General features: G+C 37.7%; 17 protein-coding genes. 16 read left to right on the plus strand and 1 reads right to left on the minus strand.

The annotated features are described in order from the left end of the window. The first annotated feature begins 164 nt into the window (after nt 1-164). The 6 genes from F1644_RS13725 (at nt 165) to F1644_RS13750 (ending at nt 10,347) form a co-directional block, all read left to right on the plus strand. Entirely contained in the window at nt 165-3,743 is a 3,579-nt protein-coding gene (locus tag F1644_RS13725) for a SusC/RagA family TonB-linked outer membrane protein (protein WP_158571790.1), read from the plus strand. Nucleotides 3,744-3,753: 10 nt separating this feature from the next. Then, the gene (locus F1644_RS13730; RefSeq protein ID WP_118303178.1) at nt 3,754-5,178 is read left to right on the plus strand and encodes a RagB/SusD family nutrient uptake outer membrane protein; all 1,425 of its coding nucleotides are present in this window, start codon (nt 3,754-3,756) and stop codon (nt 5,176-5,178) included. A gap of 11 nt (nt 5,179-5,189) precedes the next feature. After that, complete coding sequence (locus tag F1644_RS13735; RefSeq protein ID WP_118303180.1) at nt 5,190-6,212, plus strand: hypothetical protein; 1,023 nt, start codon at nt 5,190-5,192, stop codon at nt 6,210-6,212. A 7-nt stretch (nt 6,213-6,219) separates the two neighbouring features. Continuing rightward, nucleotides 6,220-7,620 carry a hypothetical protein gene (locus tag F1644_RS13740; protein ID WP_147344428.1) on the plus strand — a complete coding sequence of 467 codons (1,401 nt, stop codon included), beginning with the start codon at nt 6,220-6,222 and terminating at the stop codon, nt 7,618-7,620. A gap of 66 nt (nt 7,621-7,686) precedes the next feature. Then, entirely contained in the window at nt 7,687-9,021 is a 1,335-nt protein-coding gene (locus tag F1644_RS13745) for a thioredoxin family protein (protein WP_118594241.1), read from the plus strand. A gap of 24 nt (nt 9,022-9,045) precedes the next feature. Next, nucleotides 9,046-10,347 carry a thioredoxin family protein gene (locus F1644_RS13750; protein ID WP_158571791.1) on the plus strand — a complete coding sequence of 434 codons (1,302 nt, stop codon included), beginning with the start codon at nt 9,046-9,048 and terminating at the stop codon, nt 10,345-10,347. 57 nt (nt 10,348-10,404) lie between these two features. Here F1644_RS13750 and F1644_RS13755 read toward each other — a convergent pair whose 3' ends face one another. Next, nucleotides 10,405-10,833 (minus strand): Hsp20/alpha crystallin family protein, encoded by a 429-nt coding sequence (locus F1644_RS13755; protein WP_118303188.1) that lies wholly within the window; start codon nt 10,831-10,833, stop codon nt 10,405-10,407. Between the two features lie 270 nt (nt 10,834-11,103). Between F1644_RS13755 and F1644_RS13760 the strand changes: the two genes are divergently transcribed. The 10 genes from F1644_RS13760 to F1644_RS13805 all read left to right on the plus strand — a co-directional run bounded on the left by F1644_RS13760 (nt 11,104) and on the right by F1644_RS13805 (nt 24,765). Then, nucleotides 11,104-11,982 (plus strand): energy transducer TonB, encoded by an 879-nt coding sequence (locus F1644_RS13760; protein ID WP_158571792.1) that lies wholly within the window; start codon nt 11,104-11,106, stop codon nt 11,980-11,982. A gap of 144 nt (nt 11,983-12,126) precedes the next feature. Continuing rightward, nucleotides 12,127-12,708, plus strand: coding sequence for a sigma-70 family RNA polymerase sigma factor (locus F1644_RS13765; RefSeq protein WP_087419478.1), 582 nt, complete (start codon nt 12,127-12,129; stop codon nt 12,706-12,708). 78 nt (nt 12,709-12,786) lie between these two features. Further along, nucleotides 12,787-13,965, plus strand: a complete 1,179-nt coding sequence (locus F1644_RS13770) for a FecR family protein (RefSeq protein WP_087419479.1) — start codon at nt 12,787-12,789, stop codon at nt 13,963-13,965. A 121-nt stretch (nt 13,966-14,086) separates the two neighbouring features. Further along, nucleotides 14,087-17,647, plus strand: coding sequence for a SusC/RagA family TonB-linked outer membrane protein (locus F1644_RS13775; RefSeq protein WP_229782367.1), 3,561 nt, complete (start codon nt 14,087-14,089; stop codon nt 17,645-17,647). 11 nt (nt 17,648-17,658) lie between these two features. Continuing rightward, nucleotides 17,659-19,149 (plus strand): RagB/SusD family nutrient uptake outer membrane protein, encoded by a 1,491-nt coding sequence (locus F1644_RS13780; protein WP_168044465.1) that lies wholly within the window; start codon nt 17,659-17,661, stop codon nt 19,147-19,149. A gap of 7 nt (nt 19,150-19,156) precedes the next feature. After that, on the plus strand, nt 19,157-19,363 hold the full coding sequence (locus F1644_RS13785; protein ID WP_168044466.1) for a hypothetical protein: 207 nt from the start codon (nt 19,157-19,159) through the stop codon (nt 19,361-19,363). 214 nt (nt 19,364-19,577) lie between these two features. Further along, entirely contained in the window at nt 19,578-20,756 is a 1,179-nt protein-coding gene (locus tag F1644_RS13790) for an IS4 family transposase (protein WP_168044627.1), read from the plus strand. Between the two features lie 68 nt (nt 20,757-20,824). Further along, a complete protein-coding gene (locus F1644_RS13795; RefSeq protein ID WP_008766692.1) occupies nt 20,825-22,114 on the plus strand; it encodes an IS1380-like element IS612 family transposase in 1,290 nt (429 codons plus the stop codon). A 149-nt stretch (nt 22,115-22,263) separates the two neighbouring features. Further along, complete coding sequence (locus F1644_RS13800; RefSeq protein ID WP_168044195.1) at nt 22,264-23,034, plus strand: hypothetical protein; 771 nt, start codon at nt 22,264-22,266, stop codon at nt 23,032-23,034. A gap of 27 nt (nt 23,035-23,061) precedes the next feature. Beyond that, nucleotides 23,062-24,765 (plus strand): S8 family serine peptidase, encoded by a 1,704-nt coding sequence (locus tag F1644_RS13805; protein ID WP_118303670.1) that lies wholly within the window; start codon nt 23,062-23,064, stop codon nt 24,763-24,765. The last annotated feature ends 17 nt before the right edge of the window (nt 24,766-24,782 follow it).

The raw sequence follows: 24,782 nt of genomic DNA on the forward strand, positions 1-24,782 counted from the left end.
ATTTTAAAATGATTGTAAATAAAGATCTCGAATAGTGGTGACGCACTATCCGAGAGTCAAATTTGTTAACCGTTATAATTAACTAATTGTACAAATGTATGAAAAAAAAGCGAATGAAGAGGCTCTTCATGCAAAATTGTAAATGGAGGAAAATTTTTAGAGTTATGAGACTGAGTTTAATTTTATTTTTTTGCGGGTTACAGTTAGCTTCGGCGAAAGTGGAAGCTCAAGCAAAGATAACTGTTGAACAGAAGCAAATAACGTACTTGGATTTGTTTAATCAAATCAAGGAGCAGACCGGATTTACTGTCGTGTACAGTAATAATGAACTGGATAAGAATAAATTGGTTGAAGCTGGCTTTATTGGGGCGAATTTGAAGGATGTGCTGGATAAGATTCTTGAGGGTACTGGGTTGTGTTACGAGTTGATGGATGAGTTTGTCATCTTGAAAGTGGCTCCAAAAGAAGAGAAAAAGATGCTGAAAATAACCGGAATAGTGACAGATAAGGATAAGTATCCTTTACCGGGAGTGACCGTTATCCTGAAGGGAACGGCTGTGGGAACGGCGACGGATACGGATGGACGTTATCAATTACAAATTCCGAAAGCCGAACATATTTCATTGTTATTTTCTTTTGTCGGGATGAAAACACAAGAGGTGAAGTATACGGGAAAGGATTCGATTAACGTGGTCATGGAAGAAGATTATCAAGAGATGGATGAAGTCGTTGTTACTGGTTATCAGGTAATTGACAAACGTCAATTGACGAGTTCCGTATCTTCTATTGATGCTTCCGAGTTAGAAAAAGTAGGAGCATTGACTGTAGACAAGATGTTGGAAGGAAAGGCTGCTGGATTAATGGTTACAACATTAAGCTCTACTCCTGGAGCTGCTTCTAAGATTCGTGTACGTACGGGAGGAACTTTTACAGGATCGAGAGAACCTCTTTGGGTTATTGATGGTGTGATTTATGAAGATCCGGTACCTTTAACGGCAGATCAAATCAATAGTTTTGATCAAGTAAACTTGATCGGTAATGCGTTGACAGGAATTAATCCTCAGGATATTGCCAGTATCAATATTTTGAAGGATGCTTCTGCAACAGCTATTTATGGAACACGTGCTGCTAATGGTGTGATCGTGATTACGACTAAAAGAGGAAAGAAGGGAAACGTGTCACTTAGTTATTCTGGTAATATCGGTGTTGTAGATCGACCTCGTTACCGTAATTTTAATGTGATGGACTCTAAGGAGCGAATAGATGTTTCGCGAGAGATACGTAAAAAGAATTTATCTTATCCTTCTAATATATTCACATTTGTAGGATATGAGGGGGCTTTACGGGAATATATGTCGGGAAATACAAATTTTTCAGAATTTCAAAATGAGGTTTCCCGTCTGGAAACGATGAACACGGATTGGTTTGGAGAACTGTATCAACCGGCAATAACCACTTCTCATAGTTTGAGTTTATCAGGGGGAACGGATAATGTGAGATATTATTTTTCGGTGGGGTATAATAACGAGAAAGGTGCAGAGAAAGGTGTCGAAGTCAATCGCTTAACGGCAAGAAGTAATGTAGATTTTAATTTGCGTAAAAATATACTGATCTCTCTGAATATGAGTGGATCTGTACAAGAGGCTCGTTATAATCATTCGTCTGTAAATGTTTTTAATCAAGCTTATTATACGAGTCGTGCTGTACCCTTTAAGAATGCAGATGGAAGTTTATTTTATATTGACAAGCAATTAAGTGGTTTAGGTGCTGTTGTCTTGAGTGGAAAGTATAATATTCAGAATGAGATGAATAATTCTGAAAGAAATGTTGATAATAAAGATTTTAATCTTGCCGCAACACTAAATTGGGATTTGGCAAAAGGAATTAAATTAATGGGAAATATCTCTTATCGTTCAACAACAAATCTTACAGAAGAGTGGATTACAGAGAATACTTTTTATGTTGCGGATCTGAGGAAATATGATGGGGTTGAAGACAAGATTGATGAAATTGTAAATCGATATAGCTTGGCTCCTTTCGGAGGTCTTTATTCTGGGGGAATGACTAGTCAGCAATCATATTCCGGTAGATTGCAATTGAATATGTCTAAAGTTCTTTGGGATAAACACGTGTTTAATTTGAATCTCGGGTATGAAGTAAATTCTGTAAAGTATGAAGGTTCGGATGGTTGGATGTCTCCAGGGTACAATCATAGCCAAGGACGCAGTTTCATAGAATTGCCTAGATTTTCTGTTCCTTCTACTGGAATTATTGAAGGATACGGTTATAATAATATGTTGAGTTGGTTATCAACATCTGGTTCGATGGATATTTACCCGACGATAACAGATCAGTTGAAGAATAGTTTATCTTGGTTTGGAATATTTACTTATTCTTATGATAATCGTTATATTCTGAATTTTAATATGCGTAGCGATGGGTCTAATGCTTTTGGACAATATGAACGTTATAAATTCCGTCCGACTTGGTCTGTGTCTGCACGTTGGAATATTCAAAATGAAAAATTCATGCCTAAAGGGAAAGTGGAAGAACTTGCTTTAAGACTTTCTTACGGTTTCCGGGGAACAGTTCCTTCTGCGCTTCCTTATATGGTAATCCAGAATTATCAGTATGATCCGACTTTCCAAGAAAATTTAGCTCAATTGGCCTCATTCCCGAATGCAAATTTAACATGGGAACGGACTTCTACTTTAAATGTCGGTTTAAATCATGCGTGGTTTGAGGGACGTTTGAGTGGAGCTTTTGATTTTGCTTATTCGAAAGGGGAAGATCTGTTGCTTTCCCGTCCTGTATCGTTAGTTAATGGACAAGGGTCGCAGTTGTATAATGGAGGCAGTAAGGAGGATTATAGTTATGAAATGAGTTTGCGGGGGATAATTGTCAAAGGGAAGGATTTTGGCTGGAGTATGAATGGGAATGTTACTCATTCGAAAGAAAAAGTGTTGAAGGGGCAGGAAGTAGAGACGTTACAAGTAAATAGTTATTTAGATGGTAGCATTTATCAAACTGGATTCCCGGTGGATGCATTTTACTCGTATCAATTTGATGGGTTGAATGAAAAAGGATTACCTCAATATAAAAACCTAGAGAAAGATCCGGGTAGTGTTACCCAGTACTTTAATAATGTCTTAACTTATTCGGGGCGTCGTACTCCACAGGTATATGGGGGATTTGGAACAGAATTCCGCTATAAAAATTTGACATTGAGTGCCAACTTTTCTTACAAGTTTGGACAAAAAGTTCGTCTTTTAAGACTTTATAATGGTTCGCAGAATATGCCGATGCCTCATGAAAATATGAGTGCAGAATTTAACGATCGTTGGCGACAGCCGGGTGATGAAGCTCATTGTGTTATTCCGGGATTGAGCAGTGAGGCTTTAACCGTGAGCGAGAGCTCGGGAGCGACAGTAGCTTATCTTGTTCCTTATAAAGAAATTGTTCCTTCCGGAAGTGCGAATGGTTGGTATATGTATGATATGAGTGACGAGCGAGTGGTGAAAGGAGACCATATTCGTTGGCAATCCCTGACTTTAGGATATACATTCCCGCAGAATATAGTTAAGGCAATAGGAGCTTCCTATTTACGTCTTAATTTCCAAGTTTCGAATCTTGGGGTTTGGGCTTTCGATGAGAAGTTGAAAGGACAAGATCCAGAACAAGTTCAAGGAATCGGGATGCCTACGTTACCGACTTATAATTTTAGTTTGAATGTAAGTTTTTAAAAATGCTATTATGAGAACTATACTTTTATTCTTTATATCGTGTTTATGCTTTGGATGTAGTGATTTTCTTGACGAAGTGGATAAAGATAAATTAATCCCGACGACAACAGATCATTATGCAGCTGTTTTGCTGAATTGTCATCGTTATGATTATCCTTTATTTAATGGCGTGGAGTACATGACAGATAATTTGACAGAATATGCTTATGTGCCAGAGGATGATAAAAAAGATATAAAACCTTTGTATACTTGGCAATTGGAGGTCGAATTAAATGAAAATGGTAATGAAATAACCACGAACAATGATGCGTGGCAGAAAATGTATAAGAATATAGCGATTGCTAACTATGTTCTAGAGTTAATAGAGGAGGCTGAGGGAACGGATGTAGAAAAAATGTTTATCAAAGGGGAAGCTTATTTTGTACGGGCTTTACATTATTTTAATCTGTTGAATCTGTATGGTGTGCCTTATAATGAAGCTACAATGCGTGGAGATTTGGGAGTTCCTTTGCGTTTGAATATTGGTGTGGAGCAAACATACGGTCGAAATACTGTGTACGAATGTTATGAACAAATTGAAAAAGATTTGACCGAGGCATCTCGTTTGCTGAAAGAAAGTGGTATTACGAAAAGTAAATTCCATCCCTCGCTAGGAGCTTGTGAGTTTCTATTTTCTCGGATTTATCTTTATCAAGAGAAGTGGGAGAAAGCAATCACGGCATCAACAAATGCTATTGCTCAGGGTGCTTTGAGCCGTCCGATTGAGGGGTTATACATACATACGGAGAATCCCGAAATTCTTTATACGGGCTGTATTTATGGAGGATTAAATGCTAGTAACTTTGATAAGGGATGGCAAGTAAATCCCGAATTGATAGAATTGTATGATGCGGGGGATGCTCGTTTGAAGAGTTTCTTTACTAGTGTTGATGGTAAAGTGGGTACCGTATATTATTCGAGAAAAAACGAGAGTACTTTTTCTAATATCGGTTTTTGTAATTTTAGGGTGGCTGAAGCTTATTTAAATCGAGCAGAGGCTTACGTGCAATCCGGGGAGATAGAAAAAGCTAGAGAGGATATGAAAGTATTACTGAATACTCGTTATCAAAAGGCTAATTCGTATATTATCCCAACGGAAGAAACTGAATTGTTAAATTTTATTCTAGTAGAGCGTCGTAAGGAATTGTGTTTTGAAGAACATCATCGATGGTTTGATTTGAGACGAATGGTTGATTGCCCCACGATTAAACATGTATTTTCTCTGACGGATGCGACAGGAAATGTTTTGGGTCGACAAACTTATACATTATTACCTCATGAACCGAATTATACGTTGCCCATCCCGATGAGAGAAAGGGAGAATAACCCGTTAATTCGCAATAACGAGCGTTATGAGAAATTACCGGAAACGGATAGTGACATTATAATACCTTAATTTTGATTGAGATGAAAAATTGGACATTTATATATTTATTAGCAATTATTTTGGGCATAACGGCTTGTGAAGAAGATGACCTTACTCCCTCCATGGCAGATGAAGATCGGTTGCCGGAGCTATTGGACCTTTCTAAACCTTTGGTAAAGGAATTTAAGGAGAAATATGATGTAAATATTTTGTATTCTTACGATGATACATTGGATTTTAAATTTGGAATGACTCCTTCCGGAACAACATCTCAATGGGGGAATATTAAAATTATTCATCTGGATTCCATGGAGGTCGTAGATTACGCATTGGAGAAATTGGACGAGATGGTGTTGACTTACATGAATGACGATTTTAGGAAAATATTGCCTCATAAAATCTTGCTTGCAGATATTGTAAGTAGCCTTTCTGCAGCGCCCCCAGATTCCTTTATTGGAGAGTCTGATTATACAGAAACGGGAACTTATACGGCTTTTGGCAATCCTTTCGCAACTTATATGTTTGCTTTCAATAAAGAGTCTATGGAGCGGTATAGTGAAACAAACTGGATGAATTCTCGAAATGTAAAATTGTATAATTTTATTTGTTATGTAATTAATTTACGGAATTTGTATGATGAAATACCTGCAACGTTCTATTCTTCTGTATCTCATTTGCATGGAGTGAGTATAGATTCTATAGCAGAGTTGGAAGATGAATTGCCAGTGGGAATAGGTAGTTACCGAAATTATTATAAACCAGAATGGTATATTAATTTAGGGATGGTTTTAACGAAAAAATCTCCGTCCGCTTATGGTTCTGGTGCTTTGACTACACGTTTAATGGTTGGTCGTAATTATTTATTTCCAACAAAAGAACGAGACTTTAGAAATTTCTTAAATCTAATGCTTTTTGAAACAGAGGCCAATTTACGAACCTATTATTTACCTTCTGAGACATTTAAAGAACGTTTATTAATTGCTATTGAAACATTCGAGAAATGGGGTATAGATATATTACGGATTAATCCGAATTTGGAAATGTTTATGAATAATGAAAAATAGTAAGATCATGAAAAGTCTGTTATATATATTATTGGCATTAAGTCTTTTCTGTGCTTGTAGCGATGAACCTGAATTCCCGGATCCGGGTTTGGATACCACAAGAACATCACGTGATACGGTTCGCTTGGATACGATAGATACTTATACGATTTCAATGAACGTCGAGGCCCCGAATGGAATTGAAAGGATACAATTGCTGAATGGACGAAATTATGAAGTGTTGGAGGAGTTTACGGAAGAATATCGAGGAATGAAAAATTTCATTTTTGAATATCCAGTAGATTTAACAGGACTTCAGGTGGATACAACACTCTTGTATATCGTAAAAGTAGTCGATAAAGATATGCGTTCGTATAATAAAGGATTTACATTAAATGTATTAAAGCATTCAGCTCCTGAAATAAAGTTAGTGGGTACATCAGAGGTTTTAGGATTAGTGAGTCCTGTGTTTGAAATAAAAATGTTGTTTGAGACAGGATTGAATACGATTCGATCTTATCGAGTGCTATTTGAGGGGAATGTGGTAGATGAAGCTACTTTTGATGAACCCTTACACGAGTATAAATATAAAAATATATTCGATGTCGATATGATAATGGGAGAAGAATATTCTTTGCGGATAGAACTGACAGATGACAAAGGGACAGTTGGTGTTAAAGATTTGAAATTGCGATTGATAGAGGCAAAACGGCCACACAAAGTGACCGTATCAACTTCGGAGAAAGGGTTAGCAGCAGATATTGAATTCTATTATAATAAACTGAACAGGTTGGATAGCTTGGTTTGTACGAACTATCGGAAACAGATGGTGAATGGACAGTTGGTAGATGTTGGATATTATGCTCGTTATGATTTCGAATATACAGAGGAGGGAATGGTAAGCCGTATTGTTTATGTAAGTGATGATGGGGAAAGCATAAATGAATACTCCTATTTGTCCGGAACCAAACAATTAAGTGGGATCTGTGATCCGGGATACCCAAGTTCGGATATAACAGTAGCTGAATGGTATAATGACGGAAACGTGAAATCCTATTACAAGGGGACGAATGCTATTCCTGTTGATGATATTTATTATGCGGATGATCTTAAAGGAGATAATAAAATCTTTGCTGAGTATTGGGTTTCTAGGGGAGCTAGACAACATTGTGTGGATATGACCTCTATTCAAGTACCTACTTATTTTCCGGAATTACCTCCAGTTCTATGCGGAACGAAAAATTATTGGGCGGAATTGTTCCTGTATAAATATGTATTTGCCAAAACAATAGAGACTGAAACGGAGAAAGAAAAGACACAGTTGGCTTGTTTTACGGATAACATAGGCCAAGTGGTGAGATTACGTCGTGTAGAGCCGGATATCTTTGGACGGGAGAGTTATACGGAGTATGTTTTTTCTTATGAATAAATAAATGAGTTGAGTCAGTTTTGACTCAACTCCTAAAATGTATTGTAGAGTAAATCGTTAAATTGTATGAGAAAAATTATTTTGTTATTGACACTCCTGTTTGCGGGAGTGATTGGAGAAGCGTATGCCCAGGGTATTCGTTTTCACGAAGGGAGTTTTGATGAGGCGCTAGTGCGGGCCAAGCAGGAGAAGAAATTAATTTTCATTGATTTTTATACGGAATGGTGTGGTCCATGTAAATGGATGTCCATGAATGTTTTTAATCGTTCGGATGTCGGAGATTTTTTCAATAAGAACTTCGTGTGTTGTAAAATTGATGCAGAAAAAGAAGGAAAAGAATTGGCGATAAAATACAAGGTTCAAGCTTATCCGACACTACTTTTTTTGGATTCAAAAGGCGAAGTGATAAGTAAAGCTATCGGTAAATTAGAACCTTTACAGTTAATCGAATCCGGAAAAACGGCAATTAGTGGTGATAAGACATATAATTACTCTAATTTAGAAAAAGAGTATCAACAAAGAAAACATGATCCGGAGTTTTTGAAACATTACATAGAGCAAATGTCAAAAATGGGGAAACGTTTATATGAAGCTGTTGAAAATTATTTGAGAGTGCAGACGGAAATGGAAGAATCCAGTGTGGAAATGATGGAATTTCTTATGAAGTATAAAAAGGATCTATTATTAGGTGGCAAGGTGGAAGAGGTCTTTACGGAGAATTACGATGAGTATATGGATATTGCTACGAGACTTGAGGAAGGTGTGTTGGTTGACATGATGTATCGGATGTATTCTGCAACCCGAGGAATTGCAACAAATACTAAAAATGTAGAATTGTTCAAGCGGGTAATACAGTTTGCACATAACCTTCCGGAGGAATATATGGTCAACTTCGAAGATTTGCGTTTGGATTTACTTATAGTAGAGGACAATATAAAAGAATATCGAAAAGAGGCTGTGAATTATATCGATAGTATGATTCTTTGTAAGACCATTGATGAGGTACATGAATGTGATAAAGCATTTCATGCTCGACGGTGTCATGAGATTGACTCCACGGGAGAGGGAGGAATGTATAAAGAGATGTATAAAGAAGTTTATCGTGATTTTGAGGCAAATCGTCAAATTAATGCCATTATTAAGGAGGGAAATCGTTTATTGAATGGGGCGAAAAAGAAAGACTACAAAAATATTTGGCGTTGGATCGATTACGGGAAAAAACTTTTGCCGACAAATTGTGCTATCCGGAATTTTGAAGCAACGGTGCTCTATCGCCAAGGAAAAAAAGAGGAGGCGATAGCGCTGAAAAAGGGCATTCTAGTTTCTAAAGATTTGGACAATCGTCGCTTGAAGTATATTATCGAGGAGGAATTGAAGAGCATGGAACAAGGAACATTTTGATGTTGAATGATGTAAATGATCGATATGAAAAAAGTATTTTTATTAGGATGTATAGTTTGCCTGTCTCTTTGGACATGGGGACAAGGAATTGATTTTCAAAAAGGCTCTTTTCAAGAAGCTTTGCAGCAAGCAAAAACTGGGAATAAATTAGTGTTTGTGGATGCTTTTGCTACTTGGTGTGGGCCGTGTAAGAAAATGGCAGAAACCGTTTTGAACCAACCTGTAGTTGGAGATTATTTCGGGGAGTATTTTATTTCGATTAAAATTGATATAGAAAAGGGAGAGGGGCCTATTTTAAAGGAAAAATATGGTATAGAGGGTATTCCGGATTATCTTTTTTTAGATGGAGATGGAAAATTAGTATATCGCTTCGGGGGTGCAATGTCATTGGATAAATTTATGGAGGGAGCTAAATATGCGATAGAAACGTCACACGATGAGAATAATGTTGTTCGTTTAGCTATGCGTTATGAGCAAGAAAAAAATGATGAAGCGTTTTTAAAATTGTATTTAGAAAAGTTGATAGAGGTTGGTTCTAGAGATTCTTATGAGGTTTTTGAGCAGTATTTGAAGATTCAGAAAAGTATCCGTCCTTCAAGTAAAGAGATGGCCGAATTTTTAAAAGATTATAAAGATTTCCTTGTTTATGGGGGAGAGGCAGAACGTATTATTCAAGAGAATGAGAAATCAGAAGAATGGAGACTATATGTGCGTAAAGATATACGAGAGGTTTTTCAATTTTTCCCTCGTTTGATGCTTATGCATTCTTATCCTTATGCTGTTCAGAAAAAAGATATACGGATTATTGAAAATGCTGTTGCTAGAGCGCGAGAGGATGGTTTAAGTGTGAGTGAAGGGGAAAAAGAAGATTATTTGATTCGTTTCTATGATGAGACTAGAATGGGAGAGGAATATAAAGAAATCATGGGGAATAAAATTGATTTGTTTTTTAAAAATTTAGATTTAAAAAAAATACAAAATGGTCATATTGAGGCGGTGAAAATTAGAGAGGCTGAACCACATCGTAAAATTATATCTTCTGCAGAGAGTTATAGTCGGAGTATGGCTACTACTATTATGAATTATGTGAAATATGTAAATAAAGATGCTGAGAAAAAGGATGTTTTAAGATGGGCTAAGCAAACTTATGACATTCTTCCTAACCGATTGGAAAATATGAATTTTTATGCTGATATTCTTTATCTATATGGCGATAAACAAGAAGCTATCGCATTAAAAGAAAAGGCTTGTCAGTTGGCTGTTGATGATGAATTCGGCCAAAAGATTAGAAATGAATTAGATAAAATGAAATTGGAGAAGAAATAGTAATATGATAAAAAAGGCGATCGAACTTCGATCGCCTTTTTCATTGGTTACCTGTCTTTATTTAATTTCAATGGTTCTCTCTGCTTTTTTAATCTCTTCCAGAGATAGTTTCGGCAAGTCAATGGTTAGAACTCCGTGTTCAACCCCGGCAGCGATTTTCTCTTTATCCACGTCATCTGGTAAGATCATGGTTTGTTGGAATTTCGAGTATGAGAACTCCCGGCGTAAGTAGCGATGTTCTTTTTGCTCCTCTTTACTCTCGCTCTTTTTCTCCATGGAGATCACTAGATTGTTATCCTCGTCTATGCGAACGTTGAAATCTTCTTTTGTCATACCCGGAGCTGCAACTTCAACTTTATAATCTTTTTCGGATTCGATCACGTTAATTGCGGGTGCGGTTGCGTTTGCTCTTGTCATCCACTCGTTATCAAAGAAATCATTAAAGATACTTGGTAACCAATTTTGAGTTCTTCTTACAGGCATCATAATTTTAGTCTCCTATCTTTAAATTCAACATTATCATTTAATTGGATTCAAGTTCTTTGTGAACCTGCATTCGATTATAGTTAATGCAAAGCGCATGCCAATGGATTTTGAGGACTTTTTGTCACTGATATTATGTCAAATTTTCAGTATTTCTGTCAATTAATGACGAGAAAAAAGCAAGATTAAATATTCAAATTTCTAATAATAATTGTAGCTTTATACCTTATTTTAGCAAGAGGATAGAGTAACTTAATGACAAATAAACATCGTATGAAGAAAAACTACAATTGGGCTAAGGCAACGCTTGTTATGGGTTGTATGCTTGGTTTGGGGTGGCTGGCTACCCCGGTAATGGCACGGGATATGGACGTGCGGTTAATGGATGAAGATACGACAATAATGGTAGTTGCCGAAGTTCAGCCGGAATTTAACGGGAATTTGAATCAATGGATCGGGGAAAACGTGCAATATCCGGAAGAGGCGTATGCCAACCAAATTGATGGACGGGTGTTCGTGACTTTTGTGATAGAGAAAGATGGAGCCGTGTCTCACGTACGAGTAGTTCGTTCTGCTCACCCGCTTTTGGATGCAGAAGCACTTCGGGTAATCTCCGGAATGCCGAAATGGAAACCGGCTATGTCGGGAGGAAAGGCTGTGCGTTTTGAGAAGACGTTACCGATCACGTTTAAATATACGCCACAAGAGACCGAGTTGACTTATGAGCAATATTTGAAAAATTTGGAGGAAGAGCAGGAAATACTGAAGAAAGGGGAAAAGATGAGTTTGGAAGATATGGCTCGCCGGGTGAATGCTTTCAAGGAGCAATTGGGGGATGATGCCACGTTGCGTAAATTGTTGCTGGAGAAAAGTCAGACGATTAAGGGTGAAATCGATAGTACCGTGAAGGCTCAAACGAAAGTGTTGAAGCTGAAAAAGAATGACGTGAAGGAGTTGACAAAAATCTACGAGGACGAGATTAACACGAAGATTCAACTGATTGAAAGTTTGGGAACAGATCAGTTCATCAGCCATTTCGTTGAATCCGAGCTTGAGATGAGAAAGATCGAGATGGACAAGATGCTAAAGATTAAAGACCTTTTGAAAGATCGGTTCAAATTGTATTTTGAGAATTATATCTTGCAACAATAGTATATTATTGCAGAATTGATAAAAGATGCCGGCATTTATTGTTCCGGCATTTTTTATTAGAGATATTTGTTCTAGTTGATTATAAGGTAAATTTCAGTAGAAATCACATTATAATGAGTGAGAATTAATATATTTGTAGTCGGTATGACGATGTATTTTTCAGATCAGGATATTTTAGCTTCCATGAGGAAGGATAAGACTATCGGTATTCAGCGTTTGTTTGACCGGTATTACCGTCCATTGGTGTTATTTGCTGATGAATTTCTGAAAGATAGATCTGCAGCAGAGGATTTGGTGCAAGATTTTTTTGTCAAACTGTGGGAGGATGATTATTTGTTGAAGGTAACAGCGAGTACTCTCGGTTCTTATCTTTATTCAGCGGTTAGGAATCGGGCAATTTCTTTTCTTCAGAAAAAAGATGTATTACGCAATTCTCAAGAACTGGGAGTGATAGATATCTCTGTAGATGTGGTAGAGGATATTGACGAGGAACGAATGGATATTGTAATGAAAGAGGTAGAATTACTGCCAGAAAGAACCCGGCAAGTAGTGGAACGTGTGATGTTACGGGGTTTGAAGTATAAAGAAGCTGCTGAGGAATTAAAAATTTCTATAAACACGGTGAAGTTTGCTTTAAAAGAGGGAACAAAACGTTTACGGGAACGCTTGGCTTCAATGGGACCAGAAGTTTTATTTTATTTTCTACGAAAGTTTTCTAATCATTAGAATTATTTTTTCAAAAAAATCGATTTTACCCTACCCGTTTTTTGTTTTTTTAGGTCTTACTGGTAAAAGTAAGTAATTATGAAGTTACCGGGAGATATACATGAATTAATTTTGGAAGACTTAGCGTCTAAATTAGACGTCTTAGGTCAGGAAAAACTTGAAGCATGGTTAGAGGAGAATGGGGAGAATAAGGAGATATGCCGGAAATTTTGCTCTTTGTGGTATAGTGGAAAATGGGCTAATTCCCGAGTAGGAATAAAGAAACAGATCGCTTGGGAACAAATTCAAGGGCGGCGAAGAAATAGACGAAGGATACGTTGGATTGTTAGAAGTGCTTCTGTTGCAGCTTCTTTAATATGTGTAATTGGATTGATATGGCTCTTTACTTCGAAAGATGAAATTATTCCTGTTGCTTCCTTGCCGAAGTGGCAACCCCGCCAGGCGACGCTTGTGCTTTCGACGGGAGAGATGAAGGAATTAGGTGTCACGAAAATGAACATGATAGAGGAAAAAGGTGCTATTATTTGTTCTGATTCTGCTTATTTGGAGTACCGGGATGAAGGTTTGGAAAAATCTCAAGAAGAACAAGTATATAATGAATTGATTGTGCCTAAAGGCGGGGAGTATCGTTTGCGGCTGGTAGATGGAAGTCTGGTGATTATAAATTCTGGATCAAGATTACGCTTCCCAGTTAATTTTAATGGAGAAAGTCGGGAAGTTTTTTTATCAGGAGGTGCTTGTTTTGAGGTTGCAAAAGATTCATTGAAACCGTTTATTGTACATGCAAATGAAGCGGATGTTCGGGTGTTGGGAACGTTATTTGACGTGTCTGCCTATGAGGATGAAGAACGGGTAGAAGTAACTTTAGTAAATGGCGCTGTAAAGGTTTCTGTTGATGGTTCTAATGATCGGTTAGTGCCTAACGAACAGTTTGTATTTGACCGGCGAACTGGGAAAACTTTGGTACGAGAGGTTAATGCTGAAAGTTATATTGCTTGGACGAATGGTATATTCCGATTTGATGCTTTGCCTTTGGACTTGTTGATGAAAAAGTTAAGTCGTTGGTTCGATATCCAGTACGAATTTGGGGATGATATATTGAAGGAGGTACTTTATTCCGGTGGATTTCGAAAATATGATAATGTACAAGATATCCTGAATATGATTGGGGAAGTCACAAATATTTCTTTTACAGTAACAAATGATATAATTAGAATAAATAAAAAATCGGATAATGCGACCAACATCATCCGATGATATTCATCTCCTTTTGGGAAGAGGTGAATAAAGTAAAACTTAATAACACAAATGTATGAAAAAAAGTCAAGAGCACAAACCTGTGTCTGAAAAAGACAGGTGGTGGAAAATTTGTATGATTATGAAATTGACATTGTTTATGTGTGTATTTCTCGTGGTCTCGACATTGGGAAATGGTTTTTCTCAACAGAGAATTACAATGCAGTTGGGAAACACGACAATTAAAAAGGCGTTAACAGAATTTCAACGCCAAACAGATAAAATCGTGATTTATAGTGATAATAACTTTAGTACATCTCAAGAAATTGTTGCTAATTTTAAAGATGTTGAGATGGAATCGTTTCTGGCAAAAATCTTAGAGGGAAGTGGAATGACCTATAAGTTGATGAAAGATTATATCTTAATTCTTCCCTTAAAAGTAAATGTAACCGATTCTTTAAATCAGCTGAAAGAGTACACGATAAAAGGAATTGTGAAGGATGAGGGAGGTAGTTTTATGCCGGGGGTAACTGTTTTGATAAAAGGTACTCAGGTTGGAGTTGCTACTGATATTGAAGGGAAATTTGAGATTGCAACAACAAATCCAGATAAGTTAGTACTTGTTTTTTCTTTTGTAGGGATGCAGACTGTTGAAGTAAAATATAGCGGTCAGGCTATGATTAACGTGGTGATGAAAGAGGCGGTAAATGAAATGGAAGAGGTGACCGTCGTGAGTACTGGTTACCAAACGGTAAATAGAAAAGATATGGTCGGTTCTTATACTGTGGTAAAAGCTGATGATGTGATGATTCCTAGTTATTCAACAATTGACCAGATGTTACAAGGTCAAGTCGCAGGAATGATGATTATGAATACGAGTTCTCGGGTTGGGGCAAGCCCTAAAATTAAAATTCGGGGAACCGCAACATTATTGGGTAATCAGGATCCTCTTTGGGTTGTAGACGGTATTATTCAAGATGATCCGATTCCGATTGATTTGATGACGAATATGGCAGATGACTTAAAAAATATTTTAGGGAATCAAATCTCTTGGCTAAACCCAAATGATATCGAAACAATTACAGTATTAAAGGATGCTTCTGCAACTGCTGTTTATGGGTCCAGGGCCTCAAACGGGGTTATTGTGGTAACAACGAAAAAAGGCAAAACAGGAAGAATGTCTATTAATTATTCCGGAAGTTTCTCGTATGCTCCGGCTCCCACGTACGATCGGTTCAACTATATGAATTCACAGGAAAGGATTCAGTTCGCTGAAGAAGCATATAATTATGGAGCTCGATATGGTGAAGAGCCTCTGAAACAACCTTATACTTACGAAGGTTTGATGAAAATGTATATTGATGGAGACATTAATCAAGATGAATATTTGAGTCGTAAGAGTGCATTAGAAATGGTAAATACAGATTGGTTGGATTTGTTAACCCGGGTGACATTGAATCAAACTCATAGTCTTAGTATATCTGGAGGAACGGATAAAGTGAGTTATCGGGTGTCTTTGGGTTATAATAATAATCATGGTCAAGAATTGAAGAATGATGGGGAACGTTTAACATCTAGTATTTCTGTCGGAATGCAACTTCCGCATCGAATTAAAATTGATGTCGGGATGAATGGGACAATCTCGAAAAATGCGGGATATGCTTCTGGTGTTAATCCATTAAGTTATGCGTTGTCAACAAGTCGTGCATTACCTGCTTTTGATGAGAATGGAGAACGTTTGTTTTATAAAAGACGGAGTTCATATGGTTTTAATAACGAGTCGGAAACATTAAGTTATAATATTTTAAATGAATTAGATCATAGTGGTTCGGAAGTAAAGAATCATCGTTTGTCTTTAAATCTGATTTTGTCATGGCAACTTTTGGATTGGCTGAAGTATCAGTTTACAGGAGGGTATACTTATTCTAATCAAAATCGACAATCATTCCGAGAGGAGGAAACTTATGCGGTAGCAAATGAATATCGAGGATATGATTTTGATAGCGTTGAACCAGATGATCCTTGGTTTAAAGCAGCACTTTTGCCTTTCGGTGGAGATGTATTTACGTCAGATGCAATACAGCAAACTTATAATATCCAAAATCAATTACTTATTTCAAAAACATTTGCAGAAAGGCATCGCTTGAATATGATGCTTGCTACAGAAGTTCGTTCAACGATTAATGAGGAGCATTCCAATACATTATGGGGATATGTGAAGAGTCGTGGAAATAAATTAATTGCACCTACGGCTTGGAGTGATTTTAAGCCTATTGGGGGAAAAACGCAAAGTGGCGTGGGAGAATTATTTAACCGTTTATATAATAATAGTGCCAAGATTTATGGAAAAACTGATAATTTCTTTTCGTTATTCGCAACGTTAGCCTATTCATTTTCGGATCGCTACGTGTTGAATGCTAATTTTCGACATGAAGCATCCAATCGTTTCGGCCAGGATGTGAATCATCGGTTTGATCCTGAATATTCTTTTGGTGTTTCTTGGCGAGTGAGTGAGGAACCGTTTATGCAGAGTCAGATTGGGTGGTTATCCCAATTGAATTTGAAAGCTACTTATGGTATTCAGGGAAATGTTTTGCAAAATATTGGTCCGGATTTGGTTTTATATCAAGGAGGAGTGGCTGGAGTATTTAATGAATATTCTTCTTCGATTGCCCGAATCCCTAATCCAAACTTGTCATGGGAACGAACACGGACATGGAATTTTGGGGTAGATTTGGAATTATTTCAAAAAGTATCTGTCGTATTTGAATATTATACCCGGCGTTCCAATGCAATTATTGGCCAAGAGATACCTTACGAGAACGGATTGAGTTCAATGGAAATAAATGGAGGGATTATTTATAATAAAGGTGCTGAAGTTACAGTAAATTTTGTTCCGGTAAAAACAAAGGATTTTGCACTAAATGTAAGTGTGAATTCTTCCAAGAACTGGAACACAACGGGAGTCGGTCCTTCTAGAGAACCTGGTTTGTATGAATATCTGTCGGGTAATGCAGAAAAAGTGATGAAAAAAGGTTATCCTGTAGGGGCTTTCTGGTCCTATAGTTTTGCTGGATTGAACCATGAAAACGGTACTCCTCAATTCAATTTGTTAGAGGTGTCTGAAGATAAGCCTTATAATGGAGATCCGACGAGTTTCCTTGTGTATTCCGGGACGACAGAGCCTTATTTTACTGGAGGGGTGAATTTGAATGCTAGGTATAAATCTTTTACGTTGTCTACAATGTTCTCGTTGCTTTTAGGAGGACGCAAACGCCTTCCCTCTCCTTATGAAGATTTTAAGAATAAGATCTTTTTACCTAATGAAACCAAGAATGTTTCCAAAGATTTAGTAAAACGTTGGATGAAACCGGGAGATGAAGAATATACTAACATTCCTGCTTTAATTCGGAAAGATTATATGATGGAGGTTCCAACTGGTCAGGAAAATATGATAGAGATGTGGGAAAATTCGGATGTAATGGTCGTGAAGTCTTCTTTCTTGAGATGTTGTAATTTGAGCTTAGGATGGAGAATGAATCCGGAAATATCAAAGAAATTCGGGGTGTCAAATCTATCTTTAAATGCATCGGTTAGTAACCTTTTCGTAATTGCTTCCAAGCGTTTCAATGGTTTTGATCCTGAATTAGGGGATAGTATTATGCCCCGGAATTATTCTTTTAGTATTAATATTGGATTTTAAATTTAGAAGATATGAAAATAAAGATATTCATATTTGCAATTGTTCTTCTGTTATCCTCTTGTTCGGAGTTCTTAGAGCCTAAATCACCGAATGAATATATTCCGAAACACGCATCTGCATTAGACGAGATGTTGTTAGGATCAGCTTATCCTTCTTCTACAAGCGATCCATTGTTTGTTTTTCACAATATTTTAGATGATGATGTGAAAATAACAGATGAGAATGTTACTTGGGGAGAGGTTAATGTTAATCAGAGAGAGGCTTTTATGCAACTTTTTTCATGGCATCCGGATTTACAGATGACGATGAAAGATGCTGGTAATTATCAAAAGGTTTGGGAGACTTATTATAATTTGATCTTAGGTGCGAATGCAGCATTGGATTATATTAAAGAAGTTTCCGGAACAGAAGAGGATAAAGCTCACGTACAGGCTCAGGCGTTGGCATTAAGAGCTTTTTACTATCTGCAATTGGTGAACTTGTTTGGAGAGCCTTATACTTATAATAAAGAAGCTTTGGGGGTCCCTCTAAAATTAACCAGTGCTTTGAGTATCAGTTATGATAAGCGGAAAACTGTCGGAGAGGTATATGACCAGATTGTAAGGGATTTGGATGAGGCTGAAAAATATTTTTTGATGCTTCCCAATGAAAAACAATTTTTGCCTAATTACCGAATCACATTACCTGCTGTTCAACTTTTGAAAGCTCGGGTGAATCTTTATATGAACAATCTTGAAGAGGCAGCAAAATATGCTAAAAACGTGATTGAAGATTGGGATTTTGTATTATATGATTTGCGCTCAATTTCTTATGATGGGGTTACGTTCCCTAATTACGTAACTTATGATAATCCGGAGACAATTTGGGCGTTTGGAAAAAGAAATGATCTTCTCAAGTTTACTCATGATTTGATGGGTGATTATGGTGTGAAGGATCATTGGGTACTTATAAATGCTTCAGATGAATTAGTTGATAATTATGAAGATGAAGGTGATTTACGTAAACAATTTTATCTCGTACCGGAATACGGTTATACTCCCGTGTGTTATTTGGCTGTAAGTAAATGCGTGTTCTTGGGAGAGAGTATTCCTTCTGATGATAAATTTATGTTGGCTCTGAGATTATCTGAAGCTTATTTGATTTTGGCAGAGGCAACTGCTAAAACAGATCCGACGATTGCGTTGAATGCGGTAAATGAATTGCGGAAAAAAAGAATATCAGAAGAGAAGTATAAAGATAAATCAGGATTATCCGGGGATGAATTACTCGAGTTTGTAAGGAATGAACGTCGTCGGGAACTTTGTTTCGAGGGGCATCGTTGGTTTGATTTGAGGCGTTATGGAATGCCTAGTTTTACTCGTGTGTGGAAAGAAGGAGGTGTGGCAGCAAAATGGTTTACAATGGAGAAAGAGGATGCTGCTTATACATTACCTATTTCTAAAGAAGTAATGGATCGTAATCCGGGGTTAGTTCAAAATCGATTAGGTAATCCTAAATATTAATAGTAAGATGAAAATTATAAGTACAATATTCGTGGGACTTGCGTTGTTTTTGTTAAGTTCTTGTCATGAGGATGAAACATTGACTCCTCGTCCTTTAGAAATGGAATTACGTTATGAATTTCCTGAAGGTAATAATGCATGGGATCAAGATTTAGTTGAAATAGCCGATAAGTTTAAAACTTATCTGATATACCTTAATTCCGCAACACTTTGATTTAAATTAATTTATAAGTTCCTGAGCAACAAAAAGTTGCCCAGGATTTTGCTGTGTCAGATTTTTCACTTATCTTAGTGTTGCAATTATTAGTGGTGCGATAAAAACCACACCACTGTAGTTAAACGATTAATTTTTAGTCAAATATAAGCGTTCATTGATTTTTTGATTTGAAAATGATTTATTAGTCCTGTAGTTTCAACACATCAGGATTATGAATCAAGGCAAGTTTGTATTTTCCCAAGTTGTCGAGTATATACCGCGTTATCAGTTTGATAAACTCGTAAAGCAATATAAAGGAGATTGGCATACCAAAAATCTCAGCAGTTACAATCACCTCCTTCATCTGCTTTTCGGACAGTTGACAGGATGTGATTCTCTGAGGGATATTTGTCTATGCCTCGAAGCCCATAACAAGATGCTTTATCATCTCGGTTTTCGTAAGGCCGTGAACCATACCTCATTGTCTCGTGCAAACGAAAGCAGGGATTATCGCATTTTTGAGGGGCTGGGCCTTTATTTGATTGCCACGGTCAGACCGATGTTCTCAAATATCCAACTGTCTCAAATTACCATTGATAACGTGATATATGCGCTTGATTCCACGACCATATCAACCAGTATAAGGCTTGCAACGTGGGCTTTGGGGAAATACAGCAAAGGAGCTGTCAAGATGCACGCCCTGTTGGATTTGAGAGGCAGCATACCTGCCAATATCCATATCACGGACGGCAAGTGGCATGACAGCAACGAGCTTGATGCACTGGCACCGGAGCCTTATGCTTTCTACGTGATGGATAAGGCCTATGTTGACTTTAAAGCACTTTTCAGATTTCATCAGGCTCAGGCATTTTGGGTATCACGTCCAAAAGAGAACATGAAATTCGAGACTGTCGAGCAGATGGATATTTCCGATGTCAAGTCTGGCGTACTGGAAGACTCCCGTATAAGGGTAACGGGGTATAACTCAAGCAAGCTGTATCCCGAAGCCATGAGATTTGTCCGCGTTTATGACCCTGATAATGATACTATTGTGGACTTTATATCCAATAACTTTGAAGTCAGTGCCTTGGAAATATCCAACTTGTACCGCCATCGATGGGATATAGAGGTATTCTTCAAGTGGATTAAACAGAACATTACCGTAAAAACTCTGTGGGGATATTCGGAAAATGCTGTCAAAATCCATCTTTGGGCTGCCATCATATCGTATCTGACAGTAGTAAGAATAAAGGTTGCCAGCAACAGCCCTTATTCAATCACCGAGGTGGCTACCCTGATTAGAATATCCGCGTTGGAAAGGACTGACCTGCGGTCGTTGATAACCAAGCTAGACTCATCAATCATTTCAAACCAAAATGTCAAAGAACTCTCGTTATTTGATGATATTTAAAACTAATGCGATTTTATCGCACCAGTAGTATGTTGCAATTAGAAAACAAGCGAAAATCGTAACAAGGCATGGCAAAGGTACAAATAAAATCTGAGAAACTCACACCTTTTGGAGGAATTTTTTCAATCATGGAGAAATTTGACTCCATGCTTTCACCCGTTATCGACTCAACACTGGGTCAGAGATGCCGCAGTATCATCGGATATCAGTTCAGCGAGATAGTCCGTTCGCTGATGAGCGTTTATTTCTGTGGCGGCTCATGCGTGGAAGACGTAACGTCACAACTGATGCGCCATCTCTCGTATCATCCTACCCTTCGTACATGCAGCTCTGATACCATCCTCAGAGCCATCAAGGAACTGACAAAGGAAAACATCTCCTATACTTCCGACCAAGGCAAGACCTATGATTTCAATACTGCAGACAAACTCAACACATTGCTTATAAACGCTTTGGTTTCTACAGGCGAGTTGAAGGAAATTGAGGAATACGATGTTGACTTTGACCATCAGTTTCTTGAAACGGAGAAGTATGATGCAAAACCGACCTACAAAAAGTTCCTCGGCTACAGGCCTGGCGTATATGTTATCGGTGACAAGATAGTCTATATCGAGAACAGCGATGGCAACACGAATGTGCGTTTTCATCAGGCAGACACCCATAAGAGATTCTTCGCTCTTCTGGAATCCCAGAACATCCGTGTAAATCGCTTCAGGGCAGACTGCGGTTCCTGCTCGAAGGAAATCGTCAGTGAGATAGAGAAGCATTGCAAACATTTCTACATCCGTGCCAACCGATGCAGTTCGCTCTACAATGACATCTTTGCTCTGAGAGGATGGAAGACGGAGGAGATTAACGGCATCCAGTTCGAACTCAATTCCATTCTCGTTGAGAAATGGGAAGGCAAGTGCTATCGTCTTGTCATCCAGAGACAAAGACGCAACAGTGGCGACCTTGACCTGTGGGAAGGCGAATACACTTACCGTTGTATTCTGACCAACGATTACAAGTCATCGACAAGGGACATTGTTGAATTCTACAATCTGCGTGGCGGCAAGGAACGTATCTTTGACGACATGAACAACGGATTCGGTTGGAGCAGGCTCCCCAAGTCATTCATGGCGGAGAATACTGTCTTTCTTCTGCTTACTGCATTGATACACAATTTCTACAAGACCATCATGAGCAGGCTTGACACCAAGGCTTTTGGGCTCAAGAAAACGAGTCGCATAAAGGCTTTTGTCTTCAGATTCATCTCCGTACCTGCCAAGTGGATCATGACTGCAAGGCAATACGTGCTGAATATCTACACAGAGAACCGCGCTTATGCAAAACCCTTCAAAACAGAATTCGGATAAGAATCCTTTCTTTCCGGTTAGAATCTGCGTATTACCTCAAGTCGCATCGTGGGGTAAGGGGATGTTGGCTACATATTGATGTTGTGCTGTTGCTTTTTACTGAAAGCTACTACTAACGACTCATAAATCTACCCTTAATCGTGTATTGGATGATAGTTGCGGATTTTAGGATATATAAAAATTTGGAAGAAGAAGATTTTGATCGTTCTTGGGTTGGATCTAGTGGAGGAGCGGTCCATGGTTCTCCTTTGAATGATGAACAAGCTGCTTTTTACGTGGATTTCATGAAGAATCATGTGTTTGCTTTTTTGATTCCGGAGTTGACAGATCGGGTATTACCAATATATATTTACTTGGCTTATCATATGTATCTTGATTCTCCTTTGGGAGCTAGTCCAAGTACGACGAAATATGATGGTATGGATTTTTGGGCATTCTGCTTGGAAGGAGATGTACCGGGACTACTTTATACCCGCATTGTTCGTCCACAGACTCCGGAAGAGTATATGGAAAGAAGAGGAATTATTTTAAAGGAAATTTTGCAGAGGATTGTTGCTAAAGGGAATATTGCTATTCCTTCAGAATTTGAGAATGATTTTGATTATGAGACTCAAATTGTTTACTTGGCAGGGTCTGAAAGTGATATAAATTATTATAAAACAAGAGGTTTCCCCGGACAAATGGGCCCCAAAAATTTCACGATTGCTCCATTAAAAAGTATTAGTAATACGTCAATGCAAAGGAATTTTATAGACTACATGTACTTAGCTATCCGGTATGAACGAGATGTAATTTTGAATCTTTATCCGGAAGATAAGTATCCCAAAATTATCAAGTATTATGATTTTGTAGTAAACTATTTAAAAAAGAATTATGAGTGGGACATAACAAAAATTGCTGTCCTTCCGGTGCTAAATTAGTATTGTAAAAATATCACAAGTATGAAAATGAAATGGTTATTTTTCGTTAGCTTATTGCTGACGATAAGGGTAGTTTATGCCCAGTCAGAAGAGAAAAGTGCTGTTAAAGAACAAAAGGATTTAGATTGGTATAATTGTTCATTCGAGGCAGATCAAGTATACGGAGCAGCTATCAATAAAGCGTATCAGTTTTTGAAAGATAAGAAAGGAAAATCTAAGCCGATTGTTGCTTTGATTGGTGGGGGGATTGATTGGGAACATGAAGCTTTGAAAAATAATATATGGACGAATCCTAAAGAAAAACCTGATGGAAAAGATAATGATAGAAACGGGTATGTGGATGATTTGCATGGTTGGAATTTTTTAGGGGCGGCAGATGGACAGGTGATGGAAAAGTTGATGGTAGAGGGCGATAGAGAATTTTTACGTTTGAAAGATAAATATGATTCTTATTTTTTTGATGGGAAAAATTATTTCAAATATGTTGATGGTAAAAGGGTTGCGTTAGATCCTCCGGCAGATATGGATGAGTACAAATATTATCAATATATCGTGATGCCGTCATCTCGATTATGTTCTGAGTACGGGAGTTTATTATTTGCTAACGTACTTAGAGAATATGTCCAGATCTTTGACAAACAAATGAAAGATAGGAATCCGGGAAAGACATCATTTACTGTAGAAGATCTTGTTGCTTGTGTTGATAAAAATAGTCCGAGAGATAGTCTAAGAGATATTGCGTTATATCTGATGGCATGGAGTATGAATCAGAAGAGAGGAGATGAGAAAGCTTGGGAGGGAACATATAATTATTACTTTAGCGACAAGGTTGAGAATAGAATGAAAGAAAGGTATGAACGAGTTTTGAAAGAGAATGGAACTGATTTGCGTAAAGAGATTGTCGGGGATAATTATATGGATATTAACGACAGAATATATGGTAATAATGTTTTATTAACTTTGAATTCGGAAATTAATACTATGGTAGCGGGAATTATAGCTGGGAAACGTGGAGTAGAGGGGCATAATAGTCCGATAGCAGAAAATGCTCAAATTATGAATCTGGTAGTTTCGGCAGAGAGTGGAGAACCTTATTTGAAAGATATGGCATTGGCAATACGTTATGCTGTCGATCATCAAGCGGATATCATATTGTTAGGCGAACAAAATACAGTTTATCCCAAAGAGCAGAAACAATGGATGATTGAGGCGATACGTTATGCTGAAAGTAAAGGGGTATTAGTTGTTGTTCCTACGTGGGATCTGTCCTTTGATGTGTCTCAACTCGTTTTTTATCCGAATCGTTGGATGGATGGAGGGAAGGATTTAACTAATTTACTGGTTGTTGCCTCGTCGGATAAGGCTGGTAATCCATCTATAGCATCAAATTATGGGGTTCAAGGCATTGATCTTTTTGCTCCGGGAATGGAAGTTTTTGCTCCTAATGTAGGGGATACTTACAAGTCTGCATCTGGACCTTGTTTAGCGGCGGCAACGGTTGCAGGCATTGCAGCTTTAATCAAAACATATTATCCACGATTAACTGGTAATCAAATTCGAGATGTGTTGTTGAAAACAGTTTCTTCTCGTAAAGGTGTGGAAGTTCAAAAGAATTGTCGATTAAATGGTCAAATGTCAGAAGATCTTTTCTTATTTGAGCAACTATGTCAGAGCGGAGGAATCGTGAATGCCTATCAAGCTCTTGTTGAGGCAGAAAGAATAGCCAAGTAAAATATGTGAAAATAAGG

Origin of the sequence: Butyricimonas paravirosa, from assembly GCF_032878955.1 — a bacterium.
In the GTDB taxonomy this organism is placed as follows: domain Bacteria; phylum Bacteroidota; class Bacteroidia; order Bacteroidales; family Marinifilaceae; genus Butyricimonas; species Butyricimonas paravirosa.

Excerpts from the sequence above, each read along its gene's own strand:
- F1644_RS13725 (WP_158571790.1), top strand. The coding sequence starts at position 165 with ATGAGACTGAGTTTAATTTTATTTTTTTGCGGGTTACAGTTAGCTTCG.
- F1644_RS13730 (WP_118303178.1), top strand. The coding sequence starts at position 3,754 with ATGAGAACTATACTTTTATTCTTTATATCGTGTTTATGCTTTGGATGT.
- F1644_RS13735 (WP_118303180.1), top strand. The coding sequence starts at position 5,190 with ATGAAAAATTGGACATTTATATATTTATTAGCAATTATTTTGGGCATA.
- F1644_RS13740 (WP_147344428.1), top strand. The coding sequence starts at position 6,220 with ATGAAAAGTCTGTTATATATATTATTGGCATTAAGTCTTTTCTGTGCT.
- F1644_RS13745 (WP_118594241.1), top strand. The coding sequence starts at position 7,687 with ATGAGAAAAATTATTTTGTTATTGACACTCCTGTTTGCGGGAGTGATT.
- F1644_RS13750 (WP_158571791.1), top strand. The coding sequence starts at position 9,046 with ATGAAAAAAGTATTTTTATTAGGATGTATAGTTTGCCTGTCTCTTTGG.
- F1644_RS13755 (WP_118303188.1), bottom strand. The coding sequence starts at position 10,833 with ATGATGCCTGTAAGAAGAACTCAAAATTGGTTACCAAGTATCTTTAAT.
- F1644_RS13760 (WP_158571792.1), top strand. The coding sequence starts at position 11,104 with ATGAAGAAAAACTACAATTGGGCTAAGGCAACGCTTGTTATGGGTTGT.
- F1644_RS13765 (WP_087419478.1), top strand. The coding sequence starts at position 12,127 with ATGACGATGTATTTTTCAGATCAGGATATTTTAGCTTCCATGAGGAAG.
- F1644_RS13770 (WP_087419479.1), top strand. The coding sequence starts at position 12,787 with ATGAAGTTACCGGGAGATATACATGAATTAATTTTGGAAGACTTAGCG.
- F1644_RS13775 (WP_229782367.1), top strand. The coding sequence starts at position 14,087 with ATGAAATTGACATTGTTTATGTGTGTATTTCTCGTGGTCTCGACATTG.
- F1644_RS13780 (WP_168044465.1), top strand. The coding sequence starts at position 17,659 with ATGAAAATAAAGATATTCATATTTGCAATTGTTCTTCTGTTATCCTCT.
- F1644_RS13785 (WP_168044466.1), top strand. The coding sequence starts at position 19,157 with ATGAAAATTATAAGTACAATATTCGTGGGACTTGCGTTGTTTTTGTTA.
- F1644_RS13790 (WP_168044627.1), top strand. The coding sequence starts at position 19,578 with ATGAATCAAGGCAAGTTTGTATTTTCCCAAGTTGTCGAGTATATACCG.
- F1644_RS13795 (WP_008766692.1), top strand. The coding sequence starts at position 20,825 with ATGGCAAAGGTACAAATAAAATCTGAGAAACTCACACCTTTTGGAGGA.
- F1644_RS13800 (WP_168044195.1), top strand. The coding sequence starts at position 22,264 with ATGATAGTTGCGGATTTTAGGATATATAAAAATTTGGAAGAAGAAGAT.
- F1644_RS13805 (WP_118303670.1), top strand. The coding sequence starts at position 23,062 with ATGAAATGGTTATTTTTCGTTAGCTTATTGCTGACGATAAGGGTAGTT.